Raw genomic sequence first — 15,194 nt, forward strand, 5'->3', positions numbered from 1 at the left:
GGCCGCCCGCCCCGCTCGAACCACGCACCGACCACGCCCCGCCGACCCGCCCCATGCGCTATCCCCTGCCCTACGCCTTCGCCCGCAGCCAGCAACTGCTGCTCGAGGAAGCCGACGACGGCCGTTACACGCTGTGGATGTCGAGCCACCCCGCGCGCAGCGCCGTCGGCGAGGTCACGCGCAAGTACGGCGTGCAGGCCTTCGAGGTGCTGGCCGACGGCCCGCTCGCGCAGCGCATCAGCGCCGCCTACGCCCAGGGCGAATCGAGCGCCGCCGCGGTGGTCAGCGAGGTGCAGAGCGACGCCGACCTCTCGCGCATGATGCAGGAGCTGCCGGCGGTCGAGGACCTGCTGGAAAGCGCGGGCGACGCGCCCATCATCCGCATGCTCAACGCGCTGCTCACGCAGGCCGCGCGCGACGGCGCCAGCGACATCCACATCGAGCCCTACGAGCGCACGTCGTCGGTGCGCTTTCGCATCGACGGCACGCTGCGCGAAGTGGTGCAGCCCAACCGCGCGCTGCATGCCGCGCTGATCTCGCGCCTGAAGATCATGGCCGACCTCGACATCTCCGAGAAGCGGCTGCCGCAGGACGGGCGCATCTCGCTGCGCATCGGCACGCGCGCGGTCGACGTGCGGGTGTCGACGCTGCCGAGCGCGCACGGCGAACGCGCCGTGCTGCGCCTGCTCGACAAGAGCGAGTCGAAGCTCACGCTCGAATCGGTGGGCATGCTGGGCGACACGCTGGAGCGCTTCGAGAAGCTGATCACGCAGCCGCACGGCATCATCCTCGTGACCGGCCCCACCGGCTCGGGCAAGACCACCACGCTGTATGCCGCGCTGGCCCGGCTCGATGCGAGCCGCAGCAACATCATGACGGTGGAAGACCCGATCGAGTACGAGCTGCCGGGCGTTGGCCAGACCCAGATCAACGCCAAGATCGAGCTCACCTTCGCCAAGGCCCTGCGCGCCATCCTGCGGCAGGACCCGGACGTGATCATGATCGGCGAAATCCGCGACTTCGAGACCGCGCAGATCGCGATCCAGGCCTCGCTCACCGGCCACCTGGTGCTGGCCACGCTGCACACCAACGACTCGGTCAGCGCCGTCACGCGTCTCACCGACATGGGCGTCGAGCCCTTCCTGCTGAGTTCCTCGCTGCTCGGCGTGCTCGCGCAGCGGCTGGTGCGCAAGGTCTGCACCAGCTGCGGCGGCGCCGGCTGCGAGGCCTGCGGCCAGACCGGCTACCAGGGCCGCACCGGCATCTTCGAGCTGCTGGTGGCCGACGAGACCATCCAGGGCCTGATCCACAGCAAGGCAGCCGAGAGCGAGCTGCTCAAGGCCGGCGCGCAGGGCGGCCTGCGCCTGATGCGCGAGGACGGCGAACGGCTGGTGCAGGCCGGCATCACCTCGCGCGCCGAGCTCCTGCGCGTCACGCGCGACTAGCGCGCGAGTTCCGCCATGCCCGCCTACTCCTTCGAAGCCATCGATGCCGCCGGCCAGTCGCGCGAAGGCGTGCTCGAAGCCGACACCGCGCGCAGCGCGCGCAGCATGCTGCGCGCCCAGGCGCTGATCCCGCTGTCGGTCAAGCCGGTCGGCAGCGACCACGTCAACGGCACCGGCCAGGCGAGCGGCCTGTCGCGCTGGCTCGGCGGCGGCAAGCGGGTCTTCAATTCCACCGGCCTCGCGGTCTGGACGCGCCAGCTCGCGGGCCTGGTCTCCTCGGGCCTGCCGCTCGAGCGCGCGCTCACGGCGCTCACGGACGAGGCCGAATCGGAACAGCAACGCAACCTCGTGGCCTCGCTGCGCGCGGAGGTCAACGCCGGCTCGCCGTTCGCGCGCGCGCTGTCGGCGCATTCGCGCGAGTTCTCGCCGATCTACACCGCCGTGATCGGCGCCGGCGAGCAGAGCGGCAACCTCGGCCTGGTGCTCGACCGCCTGGCCGACGATCTCGAGGAACGCCAGGCGCTGCAGCAGAAGCTGGTCGGCGCGGCGCTCTACCCGGCCATCGTCACGCTGGTGGCGATCGTGATCGTGATCTTCCTCGTGAGCTACGTGGTGCCGCAGGTGGCGCAGGTGTTCGCGGGCACCAAGCGCTCGCTGCCCTTCCTCACCACCGTGATGCTGGGCCTCAGCGCCGCGGTGCGCAACTACGGCTGGTGGATGCTCGGCGCCGTGCTGCTGGCCGCCATCGGCGCGCGGCTGGCGCTGGCGCAGGAGGCCTTCCGCCTCAAGTTCGACGCCGCCTGGCTCAAGCTGCCGCTGGTGGGCAAGCTCGCGCGCGGCTACAACGCGGCGCGCTTCGCGAGCACGCTCGCCATGCTGGCCACCGCCGGCGTGCCGATCCTGCGCGCGCTGCAGGCGGCCGCCGAGACCCTGAGCAACCGCGCCATGCGCGCCGACGCGCTCGATGCGCTGGTGCTGGTGCGCGAGGGCGCGCCGCTGGCCTCGGCGCTGGCGCAGAAGAAGCGCTTTCCGGGCCTGGTGTCGATGTTCGCGCGGCTCGGCGAACAGACCGGCACGCTGCCGCTGATGCTGCAGCGCGCCTCCAACCAGCTCGGCGCCGAAGTGCAGCGCCGCGCCATGCACCTGGCGACCATCCTCGAGCCGCTGCTGATCGTGGCGATGGGTGGCGTGGTGATGCTGATCGTGCTGGCCGTGATGCTGCCGATCATCCAGCTCAACCAGTTCGTGAAGTAGCGCCCGCGCGCGGTCCGGCCGCGGGCAAGGAGCAAGCCGATGGCGAATCGAAGCTACCTCTATGCCAGCACCGCCCTGCCCGATGCGCAGGCCAGCCCGTCCACGCTGCGCGGCATCTCCGAGCATGCGTACGCGGTGCCGCTGCTGTTCCGGCTGCTGGTCTCGTGCGAGACGCGGCCCTGCCGCTCGGCGATCTGGAACGAGCCCGAGCCGCTCGCGCTGGCCGGGCGTTGCGGCCCGGGCATCGCGCGCGCGGCCGCCTTCCTCGCGCGCATCGAGCATCCCGCGATCTCGCCGATGCGCGAGGAGGCGCTGCGCTTCCTGAACGAACGCACGCGGCCCGACGAATGGTTCGTGCTCGAGCCGGCCGAGGTGCTGGGCATGGGCGACGCACCCGTGGCCGGCGAGGTCGAGAAGCTGCGCCAGGGCCTGGCCGATCTCGACGCCGAGATCGAGCGCACGCTCGCCACGCTCGCGCCGCGGCCGAAGAACATCTGGCAACGCCTGCTGCCGCCCGCGCAGCAGGTGGTCGAGGCGCCGATCCGCGAGCTCGGCCTGGGCCACTGGTCGGATACGCTCTACTTCTCGTTCGATGCGGCCGACGATGGCCGCGACGACTCCTGACCGTCCAACCGCACGCCATGCCCGTCACCCTCGAAGACAAGCTCGTGGTCGCGATCTCCTCGCGCGCCCTGTTCAACCTCGAAGAAGAGAACGAGATCTTCGAGTCGGGCGACGACGCGGGCTACATGAAGCTGCAGCTCGAGCGCCTCGACGTGCCGGCCGCGCCCGGTATCGCCTACTCGCTGATCCGCAAGCTGCTGCGCTTCAACGACGATGGCGTGCAGCGCGTCGAGGTCGTGATCCTCTCGCGCAACGACCCGGTCTCGGGCATGCGCATCTTCCGCTCCAGCGCCGCGGCCGACATCAAGCTGCAGCGCGGCGTGTTCACGCAGGGCCGCCCGCCCTTCGGCTACCTGCGCGCGCTGCGCGCCCACCTGTTCCTCTCGGTCAACGCGCAGGACGTGCGCGAGGCGCTGGCCGCGGGCTTCCCGGCCGCGCGCGTGCTGGTCGAATCGGTGAAGGCCAGCGATGCCTGGCCCAACGAGGTGCGCATCGCCTTCGACGGCGACGCCGTGCTGTTCAGCGACGAGGCCGAGCGCGTGTTCCAGGCCGAGGGCCTCGATGCCTTCCAGGCGCACGAGGCGAGCAAGGTCGACCTGCCGCTGCCCGGCGGCCCGTTCAAGCCGCTGCTGGCCGCGCTGCACCGGCTGCAGATGGCGGGCAATGCGCAGATGCGCATCCGCACCGCGCTGGTGACGGCGCGCAGCGCGCCCGCGCACGAACGCGCCATCCGCACGCTGATGAACTGGAACATCCGCGTCGACGAGGCCATGTTCCTCGGCGGCCTGCCCAAGGGCGAGTTCCTGCGCGAGTTCGAGCCCGACTTCTTCTTCGACGACCAGACCGGGCATGTCGATGCGGCGGCGCGGCATGTGCCGGCGGGGCATGTCTCGAGCGGGATCAGCAACGAGCCCGCGCGCGAAGCGGCGAAGGCCGCGAAGGCGCCATCGAAGCAACGCGCGCCCAAGGCCGCGGCGAAGCCCGCGAAGCCGCGCTCGCGCTAGGCGCGCAGGGCGCGGGGCCGAACCCGCCGGCCACCTTCAACTTCATTCTTTCGCAGTAACCGGCGATGCGCTGTCACGCGCATGCCTTCGCATTGTCATGCGCGATTCACTGCTGCGTCACGGGTTCTCCCTAATCTTCGCGGCGTCCGCACACGTGCCCTCCGGGCACTTTTTTTTGCCTCCGGCCGACTGTCACCGGCACTCCGTTCCATCTCATTCCAGGGCTCCACGATGCGTCCGAAACTTCACGCGCTCCCCGCATTCCGATCACGCGCCGCGACCCGCTGGCTGCTGCCGCTGACCGCGGCCATGGCGCTCGCCGCATGCGGCGGCGGTGGCGGCGGCGGCGTGGTCTTCCCGCCGGTCGCGACACCACCCGCCGGCGGCGGCAACGGCGACGGCAACCTGCCCACCACCAACCAGGGCAAGAGCGGCCCCAAGGCCCTGGTGGTGCAGATCGACGGCCTCACCCACGCCGCGCTGCGCGATGCGATGGCGCAGAACAAGGTGCCCGCGCTGCAGGGCCTGAAGCTCGCGCCGGCCTGGACCGGCGGCGCCAATGGCGCGCTCACCGAGCAGCGCACCACCGCGAGCCCCGGCTGGGCCACGCTCGTGACCGGCACCTGGGCGCAGCGCCACTCGGTGCAGTGGGACACGGCCGACCAGCGCATCGACGCCAGGCTCGCGCCCTCGGTGTTCGCGCTCGCGAAGCTGAAGAAGGACGCCGGCTACCTCACCGCCTCGGTGACGGCCGGCGCCAACTACCGCTCGCTGCTCGCGAACGAGAGCGGCACGCTCGATGCCGCCGTCGACTGCGCGGGCGCCGACGCCTGCGTGACCGAACGCACCGCGCAGCTCATCGACCAGGGCTGGGACCTGCTGGTGGCGCAGTACGGCGCGCCCGCCGCGGCGGCGCCCTCCGGCCCGCGCGGCGAGGCCTACCAGCGCGCCGTGTCCGACACCGCCGCCGCGGTCGGCCAGTTGCTCGCGCGCATCGCGCGGCGCAGCGCCAACGATGCGAAGGAAGACTGGCTCGTGGTGCTCACCACGCCCAACGGCCTCGATGCCTTCGGCAACGCGACCGGCACGCAGAGCGCGCAGACCAAGACGATCTTCGTCGCGAGCAACAAGACGCTGGCCGCGCTGCCCGCCACCGGCGAGGCCGCGCCCGCCGACGTCGCCACGCTGACGAAGCTGGCCGCCGCGACCGACATCGCGCCGACCGTGCTGCGCCACCTCGGCGCGCTGCCCGCGGCCGAGGCCTATCGCTTCAACGGCCAGCCGCTGCAGGCCGCCACCGCGCTGCGCGGCCTGGTGGCGACGACCGGCGCCGACAAGGCCAGCGTCGACCTCTCGTGGACGCTCGCGGGCAACGCGAACGTGCCGGTGAAGGTGCTGCGCGACGGCAAGCTGGTCGCCACGCTCGCGGCCGGTGCCACCGCCTACAACGACCCCGTGGAGGCGGCCAGCGACGGCATCCTGGCCTTCGACTACACCGTGGTCGCGGGCGATGCGAGCCTCGCGCTGCCGGCGCGCGTCACCTACGTGAAGCCCGCCACGCTCGCGCCCACGCTGCGCAACGGCCTGGTCAACTACTACCCGCTCGACGCGCTGCCGCCCGCCGACCGCAAGAGCGCCTCCACGCTCGCGCCCTGGGCCGCCGGCGCCGACGGCGGCAGCCTCGTGGACGATGGCTTCAAGGCCCCGTACAAGGCCAAGGCCCTGCGCGTGGACAGCAGCGTGAAGACCGCCGACGGCACCGCCGGCTATCGCCTGGTGCAGACCGCCGACGTGGCGACCGCGCCCTCGGTCACGGCCTACACCATCGGCTTCTGGCTGCGCACCGACGCGAGCTGCAGCGTGGGCGCGGGCGACGGCGCCTCGGTGATCGCCAACAAGAACTACGACAGCGGCAGCAACGCCGGCCTCGCGATCGGCCTGTTCGACGGCTGCGAGCTGCGCTTCAACGTCGGCAAGGGCGGCGGCCGCGCCGACAGCAACGGCTACCGCCTGAGCGCCGGCCAGTGGGCCTACGTGGCGGTCGTGATCGACAAGGCCAACCTCAAGATGACCGGTTACCTGTTCGACGCCGCGCGCGCGCTGCAGACCGGCAGCGCCGACATGACCGCCGACATCGTGGCCCAGCTCGGCGGCCTGAAGAACGGCCTGAGCCTCAACGAGGACGGCACCGGCCAGTACTACAAGCGCTGGACCAGCTCGCCGCGCGGCCCGCTCGACTTCAACGAGTTCGCGATCTGGAACCGCGCGCTCGCGGCCGACGAGCTCACGAGCATCTTCAAGTCGGGCCAGCCGCTGTCCACGCTCGAGCCCTGAGCGCCATCGCATTCCGTTCCCCCACACACAACGACCCCGAGAGAGAGGATCACCATGCAAGTCCCACGTCCCCTTCACCTGCTTCGCTTCGCGCCCGCCCTGCTGCTGGCCTGCCTGCTGTCCGCCTGCGGCGGCGGCGATGGCGGCGGCGGCTTCCTCGGCGGCCTGCCCGGCGCGGGCAACCCCGGCGGCGGCACGCCGAATCCGCCGGCCACCACCGAGCCCGTGAAGCGCTGCGCGCCCTGAGCGTTCGAGCTTTCCAAACCGGAAGAACGCCAAGGACGACCCCGCGATGACAGACAACGCACGCCGCAAATTCCTCACCGGCAGCGCCACCACCGGCGCCGCCGCGCTCGCGCTCTCGGCCTTTCCGCCGAGCATCCGCCGCGCCCTCGCCATTCCCGCCAACAACAAGACCGGCACCATCCAGGACGTCGAGCACATCGTCATCCTGATGCAGGAGAACCGCTCCTTCGACCACTACTTCGGCACGCTCATGGGCGTGCGCGGCTTCGGCGACCGCTTCACGATTCCGCTGCCCAAGGGCATGAACGTCTGGCAGCAGAGCGATGCCAGCGGCACGGCCATCCTGCCCTACCACCTCGACAGCACCAAGGGCAACGCCCAGCGCGTGAGCGGCACGCCGCACTCGTGGAGCGACGGCCAGAACGCCTGGGACGGCGGGCGCACCTACCAGTGGGCGCGCTACAAGACCAACGCGGCGATGGGCTACTTCAAGGAAGCCGAACTGCCCTACCAGTTCGCGCTGGCCAACGCCTTCACGCTGTGCGACGAGTACCACTGCAGCATGCACACCGGCACCAACTCGAACCGCATGTTCCACTGGACCGGCACCAACGGCCCGACCGGCGCGGGCGTGGCCACGGTCAACAACGAGTGGGACTCGATCGACAGCTCGGCCAAGGGCTACGAGTGGAAGACCTATCCCGAGCGCCTGCAGGAGGCCAAGGTCAGCTGGATCGTCTACCAGAACATGCCGGAGAACTTCGGCGACAACCCGCTCGCGGGCTTCAAGCAGTACCGCCTGGCCAACGAGGCCTCGGGCAAGCCGGTCAGCAACGACGGCCCCTCGCCGGTCTACGACCCGGCGAGCGACGACGCGCGCAACCCGCTCTACAAGGGCATCGCCAACACCATGGGCGACGGCGGCTTCCTCGAGCAGTTCCGCCAGGACATCAGGAACGGCAAGCTGCCGCAGGTGTCGTGGATCGTCGCGCCGGCCACCTACTCCGAGCACCCCGGCCCCTCGAGCCCGGTGCAGGGCGGCTGGTACATCCAGGAAACGCTCGATGCGCTGACCGCGGTGCCCGAGGTGTGGAGCAAGACCGTGCTGCTCATCAACTTCGACGAGAACGACGGCTACTTCGACCACTACCCCTCGCCCGCCGCGCCCTCGATCAACCCCGACGGCACGCCCGCGGGCAAGACCACGCTGCCGGTCGACGCGCTCAAGCCCGAGTACTTCAACCATCCGAAGCCGCCGGGCACCACCGGCCAGCCCGCGCCCGACGGCCGCGTCTACGGCCCCGGCGTGCGCGTGCCGATGTACGTGGTGTCGCCATGGAGCCGCGGCGGCTGGGTCAACTCGCAGGCCTTCGACCACACCTCGGTGCTGCGCTTCATCGAGGCGCGCTTCGGTGTGAAGGAGACCAACATCAGCGCCTTCCGGCGCGCGGTGTGCGGCGACCTCACGAGCGCCTTCAACTTCGCGAACCCGAACAACGAGACGCTGCCCACGCTCGCGGGTCGCACCACGCGCGGCGCGGCCGACCGGCTGCGCAGCGACCAGGAGAAGCTGGCCCAGGTGCCGCTGCCGCTGGACCCGCAGCTGCCGCGCCAGGCCACCGGCACGCGGCCCTCGCGCGCGCTGCCCTACGAGCTGCACACCAGCGCGCGCAGCGATGCGATCGGCGGCAGCGTGCGGCTGATCTTCGCCAACACCGGCAAGGCCGCCGCCGTGTTCCACGTCTACGACCGGCTGCACCTCGACCGCCTGCCGCGCCGCTTCATGGTGGAACCGGGCAAGACGCTCGACGACGCCTGGAACGCGGTCAGCGACGACAGCGGCTTCTACGACCTCTGGGTGCTCGGCCCGAACGGCTACCACCGCCACTTCAAGGGCGACCTGAGCCGGCTGCGCGCCGGCGGCACCGCCGTGCCCGAGGTGCGCGTGTGCTACGACATCGCCAACGGCAACGTCTACCTCGAGATGCTCAATGCCGGCCAGGCCGCCGCGAAATTCACGGTGCGCGCCAAGGCCTACCGCGACGACGGCCCGTGGAGCGCGACCGTCGCGGGCGGCGCCAAGGCCGAGCTGCACTGGGATCTTTCGTCGAGCGGCGCCTGGTACGACTTCGTCGTGAGCTGCGACGCCGATGCGAGCTGGCAGCGCCGCTTCGCGGGCCGCGTGGAGACCGGCAAGCATTCGGTCAGCGATCCGGCCATGGGCCTGGGCGATCTGTGAAGGAGGCACGCACCATGACCGACAACGCACGCCGCAAGTTCCTCACCGGCAGCGCCACCACCGGCGCCGCCGCGCTCGCACTCTCGGCCTTCCCGCCGAGCATCCGCCGCGCCCTCGCCATTCCCGCCAACAACAAGACCGGCACCATCCAGGACGTCGAGCACGTCGTCATCCTGATGCAGGAGAACCGTTCGTTCGACCACTACTTCGGCACGCTCGCCGGCGTGCGTGGCTTCGGCGACCGCTTCACGATTCCGCTGCCCAAAGGCATGAACGTCTGGCAGCAGAGCGATGCCAGCGGCAAGGCCATCCTGCCCTACCACCTCGACAGCTCGAAGGGCAATGCGCAGCGCGACGGCGGCACGCCGCACGACTGGGCCGACAGCCAGAACGCCTGGGACGGCGGGCGCATGTACCAGTGGGCGCGCTACAAGACCAGCAAGGCCATGGGCTATCACAAGGCGACGGAGATCCCGTTCCAGTTCGCGCTGGCCAACGCCTTCACGATCTGCGATGCCTACCACTGCGCGATGCACACCGGCACCGACGCCAACCGCTCCTTCCACCTGACCGGCACCAACGGCCCGACCGCGACCAACACCGCCTTCGTGCGCAACGAATGGGACTGGATCGACGGCAAGCCCGGCTCGCTGAACGTGGGCTACACCTGGAAGACCTACGCGGAGCGCCTGGAAGATGCGGGTGTGCGCTGGATCAGCTACCAGAACATGCCCGACGAATGGGGCGACAACATGCTCGGCGCGTTCCGGCAGTTCCGCAAGGCCAACATCGACTCGGGCTACCCGGTCTCCAGCGGCGGCGAGCCCAACAAGCCCTATGCCGACACCGGCCAGGCGCTGCCCTACAAGGCCTACGACCGCGCCACCGACGACGCGAAGAGCCCGCTCTACAAGGGCGTGGCCAACACGCTGCCCGGCACGAAGCCCGAGGACTACCTCGACGCGTTCAAGCGCGACATCCGCGAAGGCAAGCTGCCGCAGGTCTGCTGGATGAACGCGCCGTCGATCTACTGCGAGCATCCCGGTCCCTCGAGCCCGATCCAGGGCGCCTGGTTCCTGCAGGAGGTGCTGGACGCGCTCACCGCCGTGCCCGAGGTGTGGAGCAAGACCGTGCTGCTGATCAACTTCGACGAGAACGACGGCTACTTCGACCACCTGCCCTCGCCCTCGGCGCCTTCGCCCAACGGCGACGGCAGCTACGCGGGCAAGACCACGCTGTCGGACTCGGCGATGGGTCCCGAGTACTTCACGCATGCCGCGCCGCTGGGCAGCGGCGGCCAGCCCAAGGCCGACGGCCGCGTCTACGGCCCGGGCCCGCGCGTGCCGCTGTACGTGATCTCGCCGTGGAGCCGCGGCGGCTGGGTCAGCTCGCAGGCCTTCGACCACACCTCGGTGCTGCGCTTCCTCGAAACCCGCTTCGGCGTCCAGGAGCCCAACATCAGCGCCTTCCGGCGCGCGGTGTGCGGCGACCTCACGAGCGCCTTCAACTTCGCCAACCCCAACGGCGAAGCGCTGCCCACGCTGACCGGCCGCGCCACCCGCGCGGAGGTCGACCAGATCCGGCGCAACCAGGAGGCGCTGTCGCAGGTGCCGCTGCCGCTCGATCCGCAGCTGCCTCGGCAGACCACCGGCACGCGGCCCTCGCGCGCCCTGCCCTACGAGCTGCACACCAGCGCGCGCACGGCACCGCTCGACGGCACGGTGCAGCTGCTGTTCGCGAACACCGGCAAGGCGGCCGCCGTGTTCCACGTCTACGACAAGCTCAACCTCGCGCGCCTGCCGCGCCGCTACATGGTCGAGGCCGGCAAGACGCTCGACGACACCTGGATGGCGGGCCGCGACAACAGCGGCTTCTACGACCTGTGGGTGCTCGGCCCGAACGGCTACCACCGCCACTTCAAGGGCGACCTCGGCAGCCTGCGCGCGAGCGACGCGGCCGCCCCCGAAGTCCGCGTGTGCTACGACATCGCCAACGGCAACGTCTACCTCGAGCTGCTCAACGGCGGCAAGAAGGCCGTGAAGTTCACGGTGCGCGCCAAGGCCTACCGCGACGACGGCCCGTGGACCGCGACCGTGCAGCCCGGCGCCAAGGCCGAGCTGCATTGGGATCTTTCGTCGAGCGGCGCCTGGTACGACTTCGTCGTGGGCTGCGATGCCGATCCGACCTTCGCGCGCCGCTTCGCGGGCCGCGTCGAGACCGGCAAGCACTCGGTCAGCGATCCCGCGATGGGCATGGCCGACCTCTGAGGCCCATGCATCGCTGAGGGCTTCCGCAGCCTTCCCACCAGGCCGGACACGGTACGCGCGAGCCCTTCGCGCGCTGCCTGTCCGGCTTTGGTATTCATCGCGCGCGCAGGCGCAACGCGCGCTTACACCTCGGCCGCGTTCTTCACTCGACTGTCATTGCCGCTTCCTACCGTGGGCAGTGGCGGCGCGCTCCTCGTCGCCTCTTCACAAGAAAACACACCTGCGAGGATTTCCCCATGCATCTCTTCTTCTCGCGCGCGCGGCTGCTGCCGGCGCTGATCCTGGCCTGCACCCTCGCCGCCTGCGGTGGCGGCAGCGGCGGCGGCTTCGGCGGCCTGCCGGGCACGGGCAACCCCGGCGGCGGCGACGGCGGCACGCAGAACCCGCCCGCCACCACGCAGCCCGTGATGCGCTGCGCGCCCTGATACAACGGCCCAAAAAACAACACGACAAGACCATGACCTCACGCCGCAAATTCCTCACCGGCAGCGCCACCACCGGCGCCGCCGCGCTCGCGCTCTCGGCCTTTCCGCCCGCCATCCGCCGCGCGCTCGCGATCCCCGCCAACAACAAGACCGGCACCATCCAGGACGTCGAGCACATCGTGATCCTGATGCAGGAGAACCGTTCGTTCGACCACTACTTCGGCACCCTCAAGGGCGTGCGCGGCTTCGGCGACCGCTTCCCGATCCCGCTGCCCAACGGGCTCAACGTGTGGCAGCAGCTCGACGAGAACGGCAAGGTGGTGCTGCCCTACCACCTCGACGGCAGCAAAGGCAACGCGCAGCGCGTGAGCAGCACGCCGCACACCTGGGTCGACTCGCACAACGCCTGGGACGGCGGCCGCCTCTACCAGTGGCCGCGCTACAAGAAGGTCAGCAGCACCGCGCCCTACGTGCAGTCGATGGGCTACCTCGCCGAGGCCGAGCTGCCGTTCCAGTTCGCGCTGGCCAACGCCTTCACGATCTGCGACGACTACCACTGCGCGATGCACACCGGCACGCACGCCAACCGCTCGTTCCACTGGACCGGCACCAACGGCCCCACGGGCGGCAACGTGGCCTACGTGAACAACGTCAATGCCTGGAGCTCGACCGGTCCCTCGACCGAGGGCTACGAATGGAAGACCTATGCCGAGCGGCTGCAGGACGCGGGCGTGAGCTGGATGGTCTACCAGAACATCCCGAACAACTACGGCTGCAATCCACTGCTGGGCTTCAAGAACTTCCGCAAGGCCAACGAGGCCTCGGCCAAGCCGGTCAGCACCTCGCTGCCGCAGGGCGCATCGCCGGCCTACGCGCCCGGCGACGACGCCGGCAACCCGCTCTACAAGGGCACGGCCAACACGCTGCCGGTGGCCGACCAGGCGGCCTTCGACGCGGGCGCGATCATGGATGCCTTCCGCGCCGACGTGAAGGCCGGCCGGCTGCCGGCGGTGTCGTGGGTGATCCCGCCCGACGTCTACTCCGAGCACCCCGGCCCCTCGAGCCCGGTGCAGGGCGCGTGGTACATCCAGCAGGTGCTGGAGGCGCTCACCGCCGTGCCCGAGGTCTGGAGCAAGACCGTGCTGTTCGTGAACTTCGACGAGAACGACGGCTACTTCGACCACGTGCCCTCGGCCTCGGCGCCCTCGCCCATCGCATCGGCCGATCCCTCGGCGAAGGCCTTCGCGGGCAAGACCACGATGTCCGACGCGGACCTGAGCTTCGAGTACTTCAACCATCCCAAGCCGCCGGGCATGACGCAGTCGCAGCCCACGCCCGACGGCAACGTCTACGGCCCCGGCATGCGCGTGCCGATGTACGTGATCTCGCCGTGGAGCCGCGGCGGCTGGGTCAACTCGCAGACCTTCGACCACACCTCGGTGCTGCGCTTCGTCGAGGCCCGCTTCGGCGTGAAGGAAAGCAACATCGGCCCGTTCCGCCGCGCGGTCAACGGCGACCTCACGAGCGCCTTCAACTTCGCCGATCCCAACGGCGAGGCGCTGCCCACGCTCGCGGGCCGCCGCACCAAGGCCGAGGCCGACCAGCTGCGCGCCGCGCAGCAGGCGCTGCCGCAGGTCACGCCGCCGGCCAATGGCCTGCTGCCGCGCCAGGCCACGGGCACGCGGCCCTCGCGCGCATTGCCCTACGAGCTGCACACCAGCGCCCGCGCCGACACGGCCGGCGGCACGCTGCAGCTGCTGTTCGCCAACACCGGCAACGCGGCCGCCGTGTTCCATGTCTACGACCGGCTCAACCTCGACCGCCTGCCGCGCCGCTACATGGTCGAAGCCGGCAAGTCGCTCGACGACCGCTGGAACGCGACCGCCGACAACGCCGGCCGCTACGACCTCTGGGTGCTCGGCCCCAACGGCTACCACCGCCATTTCCAGGGCGACCTCAACGCGCTGCGCGCCGGCGGCGCGGCCCTGCCCGAGCTGCGCGTGTGCTACGACATCGCCAACGGCAACGTCTACCTCGAGATGATGAACGGCGGACAGGCCGCGGCGAAGTTCAGCGTGCGCGCCAAGGCCTATCGCGACGACGGCCCGTGGACCGCGACCGTCGCGGGCGGCGCCAAGGCCGAGCTGCACTGGGAGCTCGCGGCCAGCGGCCAGTGGTACGACTTCGCCGTCACCTGCGATGCCGATCCGGCCTACTACCGACGCTTCGCCGGCCGCGTCGAGACCGGCAAGCATTCGGTCAGCGATCCCGCGCTGGGCTTGCCCGACCTCTGAGCCCGCATGCATGATCCCCCCGCGCCCACGGTGGCGCGGGAGATGTCATGCACGCCAAGGTGGTCCGGTACTTCGTCGAGGTGGTTCGCGCGGGTTCGATCCGCAAGGCGGCCGCGCAGCTGCACGTGGTGCCGACCGCGATCAACCGACAGATCCTCAACCTCGAGGAGGAGCTGGGCGCGCCGCTGTTCGAGCGCATCCACAACACGCTCAAGCTCACGCCGGTGGGCGAGTTGGTGCTCGCGCATGCGCGCGGCACGCTGCGCGAGTTCGACGGGGTGCGCCAGCGCATCGAGGCCATGCGCGGGCTGCGCCAGGGCGAGGTCACGCTGGCCACCACCGCCGGCCTCGCCGACGCCTTCCTGCCGGGCGTGGTGCGGCGCTTTCGCGCGGCGCATCCCGGCATCCAGCTCAAGCTGCTGGGCCTGCCGATCGCGGCCGTGCTGCACGGCGTGCGCGAAGGCGATGCCGACCTCGCGCTGGCCTACGACGTACCCGCCACGGCGGGCTTTCGCACGCTGTTCGCGAGCGAATGGCCGATCGGCGCGGTGGTGCCGCCCGGCCATGCGCTCACGGCGCATGCGAGCACCGTGCTGGCCGAATGCGTGGGCCATCCGCTGCTGCTGCCCGCGCCCTCGCTGTCGATCCGGCCGATCATCGATGCCGCCTTCGAACGCTCGGGCCTGCGCGCCTCGCCCGTGATCGAGACCACCTCCACCGCGCTGATGCGCCGCCTGGTGCGCGAGGGCGAGGGCATCACGCTGCTCAACCGGCTCGACGTGGCCGAGGAGATGCACGACGGCTCGCTGGTCTTCGTGCCGCTGCGCGACGCGACCCTGCCGGCCCAGACGCTCACGCTCGAGACCCGCGCCGCGCAGGCACCGAGCCCCGCGGCCGAGCTGTTCGCGAACCATGTGACGGCCTGCCTCGACGAGCTGCTCGCGCCCTGAGCGCGGCACCGGCGGCCGTCCACTTTTTGTGCACGGGGCGCGCCATTTATTGACTTTGCGCGTTCGAAGGCATGGCTCCTAGACTGCCGCGCCGGTCATCGGCCGGAAGGAA

At 70.7% G+C, this 15,194-nt stretch carries 11 protein-coding genes; all 11 read left to right on the plus strand.

Annotated features, from left to right (window positions below; genetic code table 11):
- The first annotated feature begins 53 nt into the window (after positions 1-53).
- The gene (locus tag ACODT0_RS31705; protein WP_057593767.1) at positions 54-1,445 is read left to right on the plus strand and encodes a GspE/PulE family protein; all 1,392 of its coding nucleotides are present in this window, start codon (positions 54-56) and stop codon (positions 1,443-1,445) included.
- A gap of 15 nt (positions 1,446-1,460) precedes the next feature.
- Positions 1,461-2,699 (plus strand): type II secretion system inner membrane protein GspF, encoded by a 1,239-nt coding sequence (gspF, locus tag ACODT0_RS31710; RefSeq protein WP_057593768.1) that lies wholly within the window; start codon positions 1,461-1,463, stop codon positions 2,697-2,699.
- 39 nt (positions 2,700-2,738) lie between these two features.
- Positions 2,739-3,323, plus strand: a complete 585-nt coding sequence (locus tag ACODT0_RS31715) for a DUF7822 domain-containing protein (RefSeq protein WP_261217707.1) — start codon at positions 2,739-2,741, stop codon at positions 3,321-3,323.
- Positions 3,324-3,340: 17 nt separating this feature from the next.
- Entirely contained in the window at positions 3,341-4,327 is a 987-nt protein-coding gene (locus tag ACODT0_RS31720) for a 5'-nucleotidase (RefSeq protein WP_261217708.1), read from the plus strand.
- 231 nt (positions 4,328-4,558) lie between these two features.
- Positions 4,559-6,661, plus strand: coding sequence for a LamG-like jellyroll fold domain-containing protein (locus ACODT0_RS31725; RefSeq protein WP_057593771.1), 2,103 nt, complete (start codon positions 4,559-4,561; stop codon positions 6,659-6,661).
- A gap of 54 nt (positions 6,662-6,715) precedes the next feature.
- Positions 6,716-6,907 (plus strand): hypothetical protein, encoded by a 192-nt coding sequence (locus ACODT0_RS31730; protein ID WP_057593772.1) that lies wholly within the window; start codon positions 6,716-6,718, stop codon positions 6,905-6,907.
- A 46-nt stretch (positions 6,908-6,953) separates the two neighbouring features.
- Positions 6,954-9,146 carry a phosphocholine-specific phospholipase C gene (locus tag ACODT0_RS31735; protein WP_261217713.1) on the plus strand — a complete coding sequence of 731 codons (2,193 nt, stop codon included), beginning with the start codon at positions 6,954-6,956 and terminating at the stop codon, positions 9,144-9,146.
- A gap of 14 nt (positions 9,147-9,160) precedes the next feature.
- Positions 9,161-11,413 carry a phosphocholine-specific phospholipase C gene (locus ACODT0_RS31740; RefSeq protein WP_261217723.1) on the plus strand — a complete coding sequence of 751 codons (2,253 nt, stop codon included), beginning with the start codon at positions 9,161-9,163 and terminating at the stop codon, positions 11,411-11,413.
- Positions 11,414-11,649: 236 nt separating this feature from the next.
- The gene (locus ACODT0_RS31745; RefSeq protein ID WP_057593774.1) at positions 11,650-11,838 is read left to right on the plus strand and encodes a hypothetical protein; all 189 of its coding nucleotides are present in this window, start codon (positions 11,650-11,652) and stop codon (positions 11,836-11,838) included.
- Between the two features lie 32 nt (positions 11,839-11,870).
- Entirely contained in the window at positions 11,871-14,132 is a 2,262-nt protein-coding gene (locus ACODT0_RS31750) for a phosphocholine-specific phospholipase C (protein ID WP_057593775.1), read from the plus strand.
- A 47-nt stretch (positions 14,133-14,179) separates the two neighbouring features.
- A complete protein-coding gene (locus tag ACODT0_RS31755) occupies positions 14,180-15,082 on the plus strand; it encodes a LysR substrate-binding domain-containing protein (RefSeq protein ID WP_057593776.1) in 903 nt (300 codons plus the stop codon).
- Positions 15,083-15,194 lie beyond the last annotated feature (112 nt).

Source organism: Variovorax sp. FG153 (genome assembly GCF_057809595.1).

Coding starts and splice junctions, on each gene's coding strand:
- ACODT0_RS31725 (WP_057593771.1), top strand. CDS start 4,559: ATGCGTCCGAAACTTCACGCGCTCCCCGCATTCCGATCACGCGCCGCG.
- ACODT0_RS31735 (WP_261217713.1), top strand. CDS start 6,954: ATGACAGACAACGCACGCCGCAAATTCCTCACCGGCAGCGCCACCACC.
- ACODT0_RS31755 (WP_057593776.1), top strand. CDS start 14,180: ATGCACGCCAAGGTGGTCCGGTACTTCGTCGAGGTGGTTCGCGCGGGT.
- ACODT0_RS31705 (WP_057593767.1), top strand. CDS start 54: ATGCGCTATCCCCTGCCCTACGCCTTCGCCCGCAGCCAGCAACTGCTG.
- gspF (WP_057593768.1), top strand. CDS start 1,461: ATGCCCGCCTACTCCTTCGAAGCCATCGATGCCGCCGGCCAGTCGCGC.
- ACODT0_RS31740 (WP_261217723.1), top strand. CDS start 9,161: ATGACCGACAACGCACGCCGCAAGTTCCTCACCGGCAGCGCCACCACC.
- ACODT0_RS31745 (WP_057593774.1), top strand. CDS start 11,650: ATGCATCTCTTCTTCTCGCGCGCGCGGCTGCTGCCGGCGCTGATCCTG.
- ACODT0_RS31750 (WP_057593775.1), top strand. CDS start 11,871: ATGACCTCACGCCGCAAATTCCTCACCGGCAGCGCCACCACCGGCGCC.
- ACODT0_RS31715 (WP_261217707.1), top strand. CDS start 2,739: ATGGCGAATCGAAGCTACCTCTATGCCAGCACCGCCCTGCCCGATGCG.
- ACODT0_RS31720 (WP_261217708.1), top strand. CDS start 3,341: ATGCCCGTCACCCTCGAAGACAAGCTCGTGGTCGCGATCTCCTCGCGC.
- ACODT0_RS31730 (WP_057593772.1), top strand. CDS start 6,716: ATGCAAGTCCCACGTCCCCTTCACCTGCTTCGCTTCGCGCCCGCCCTG.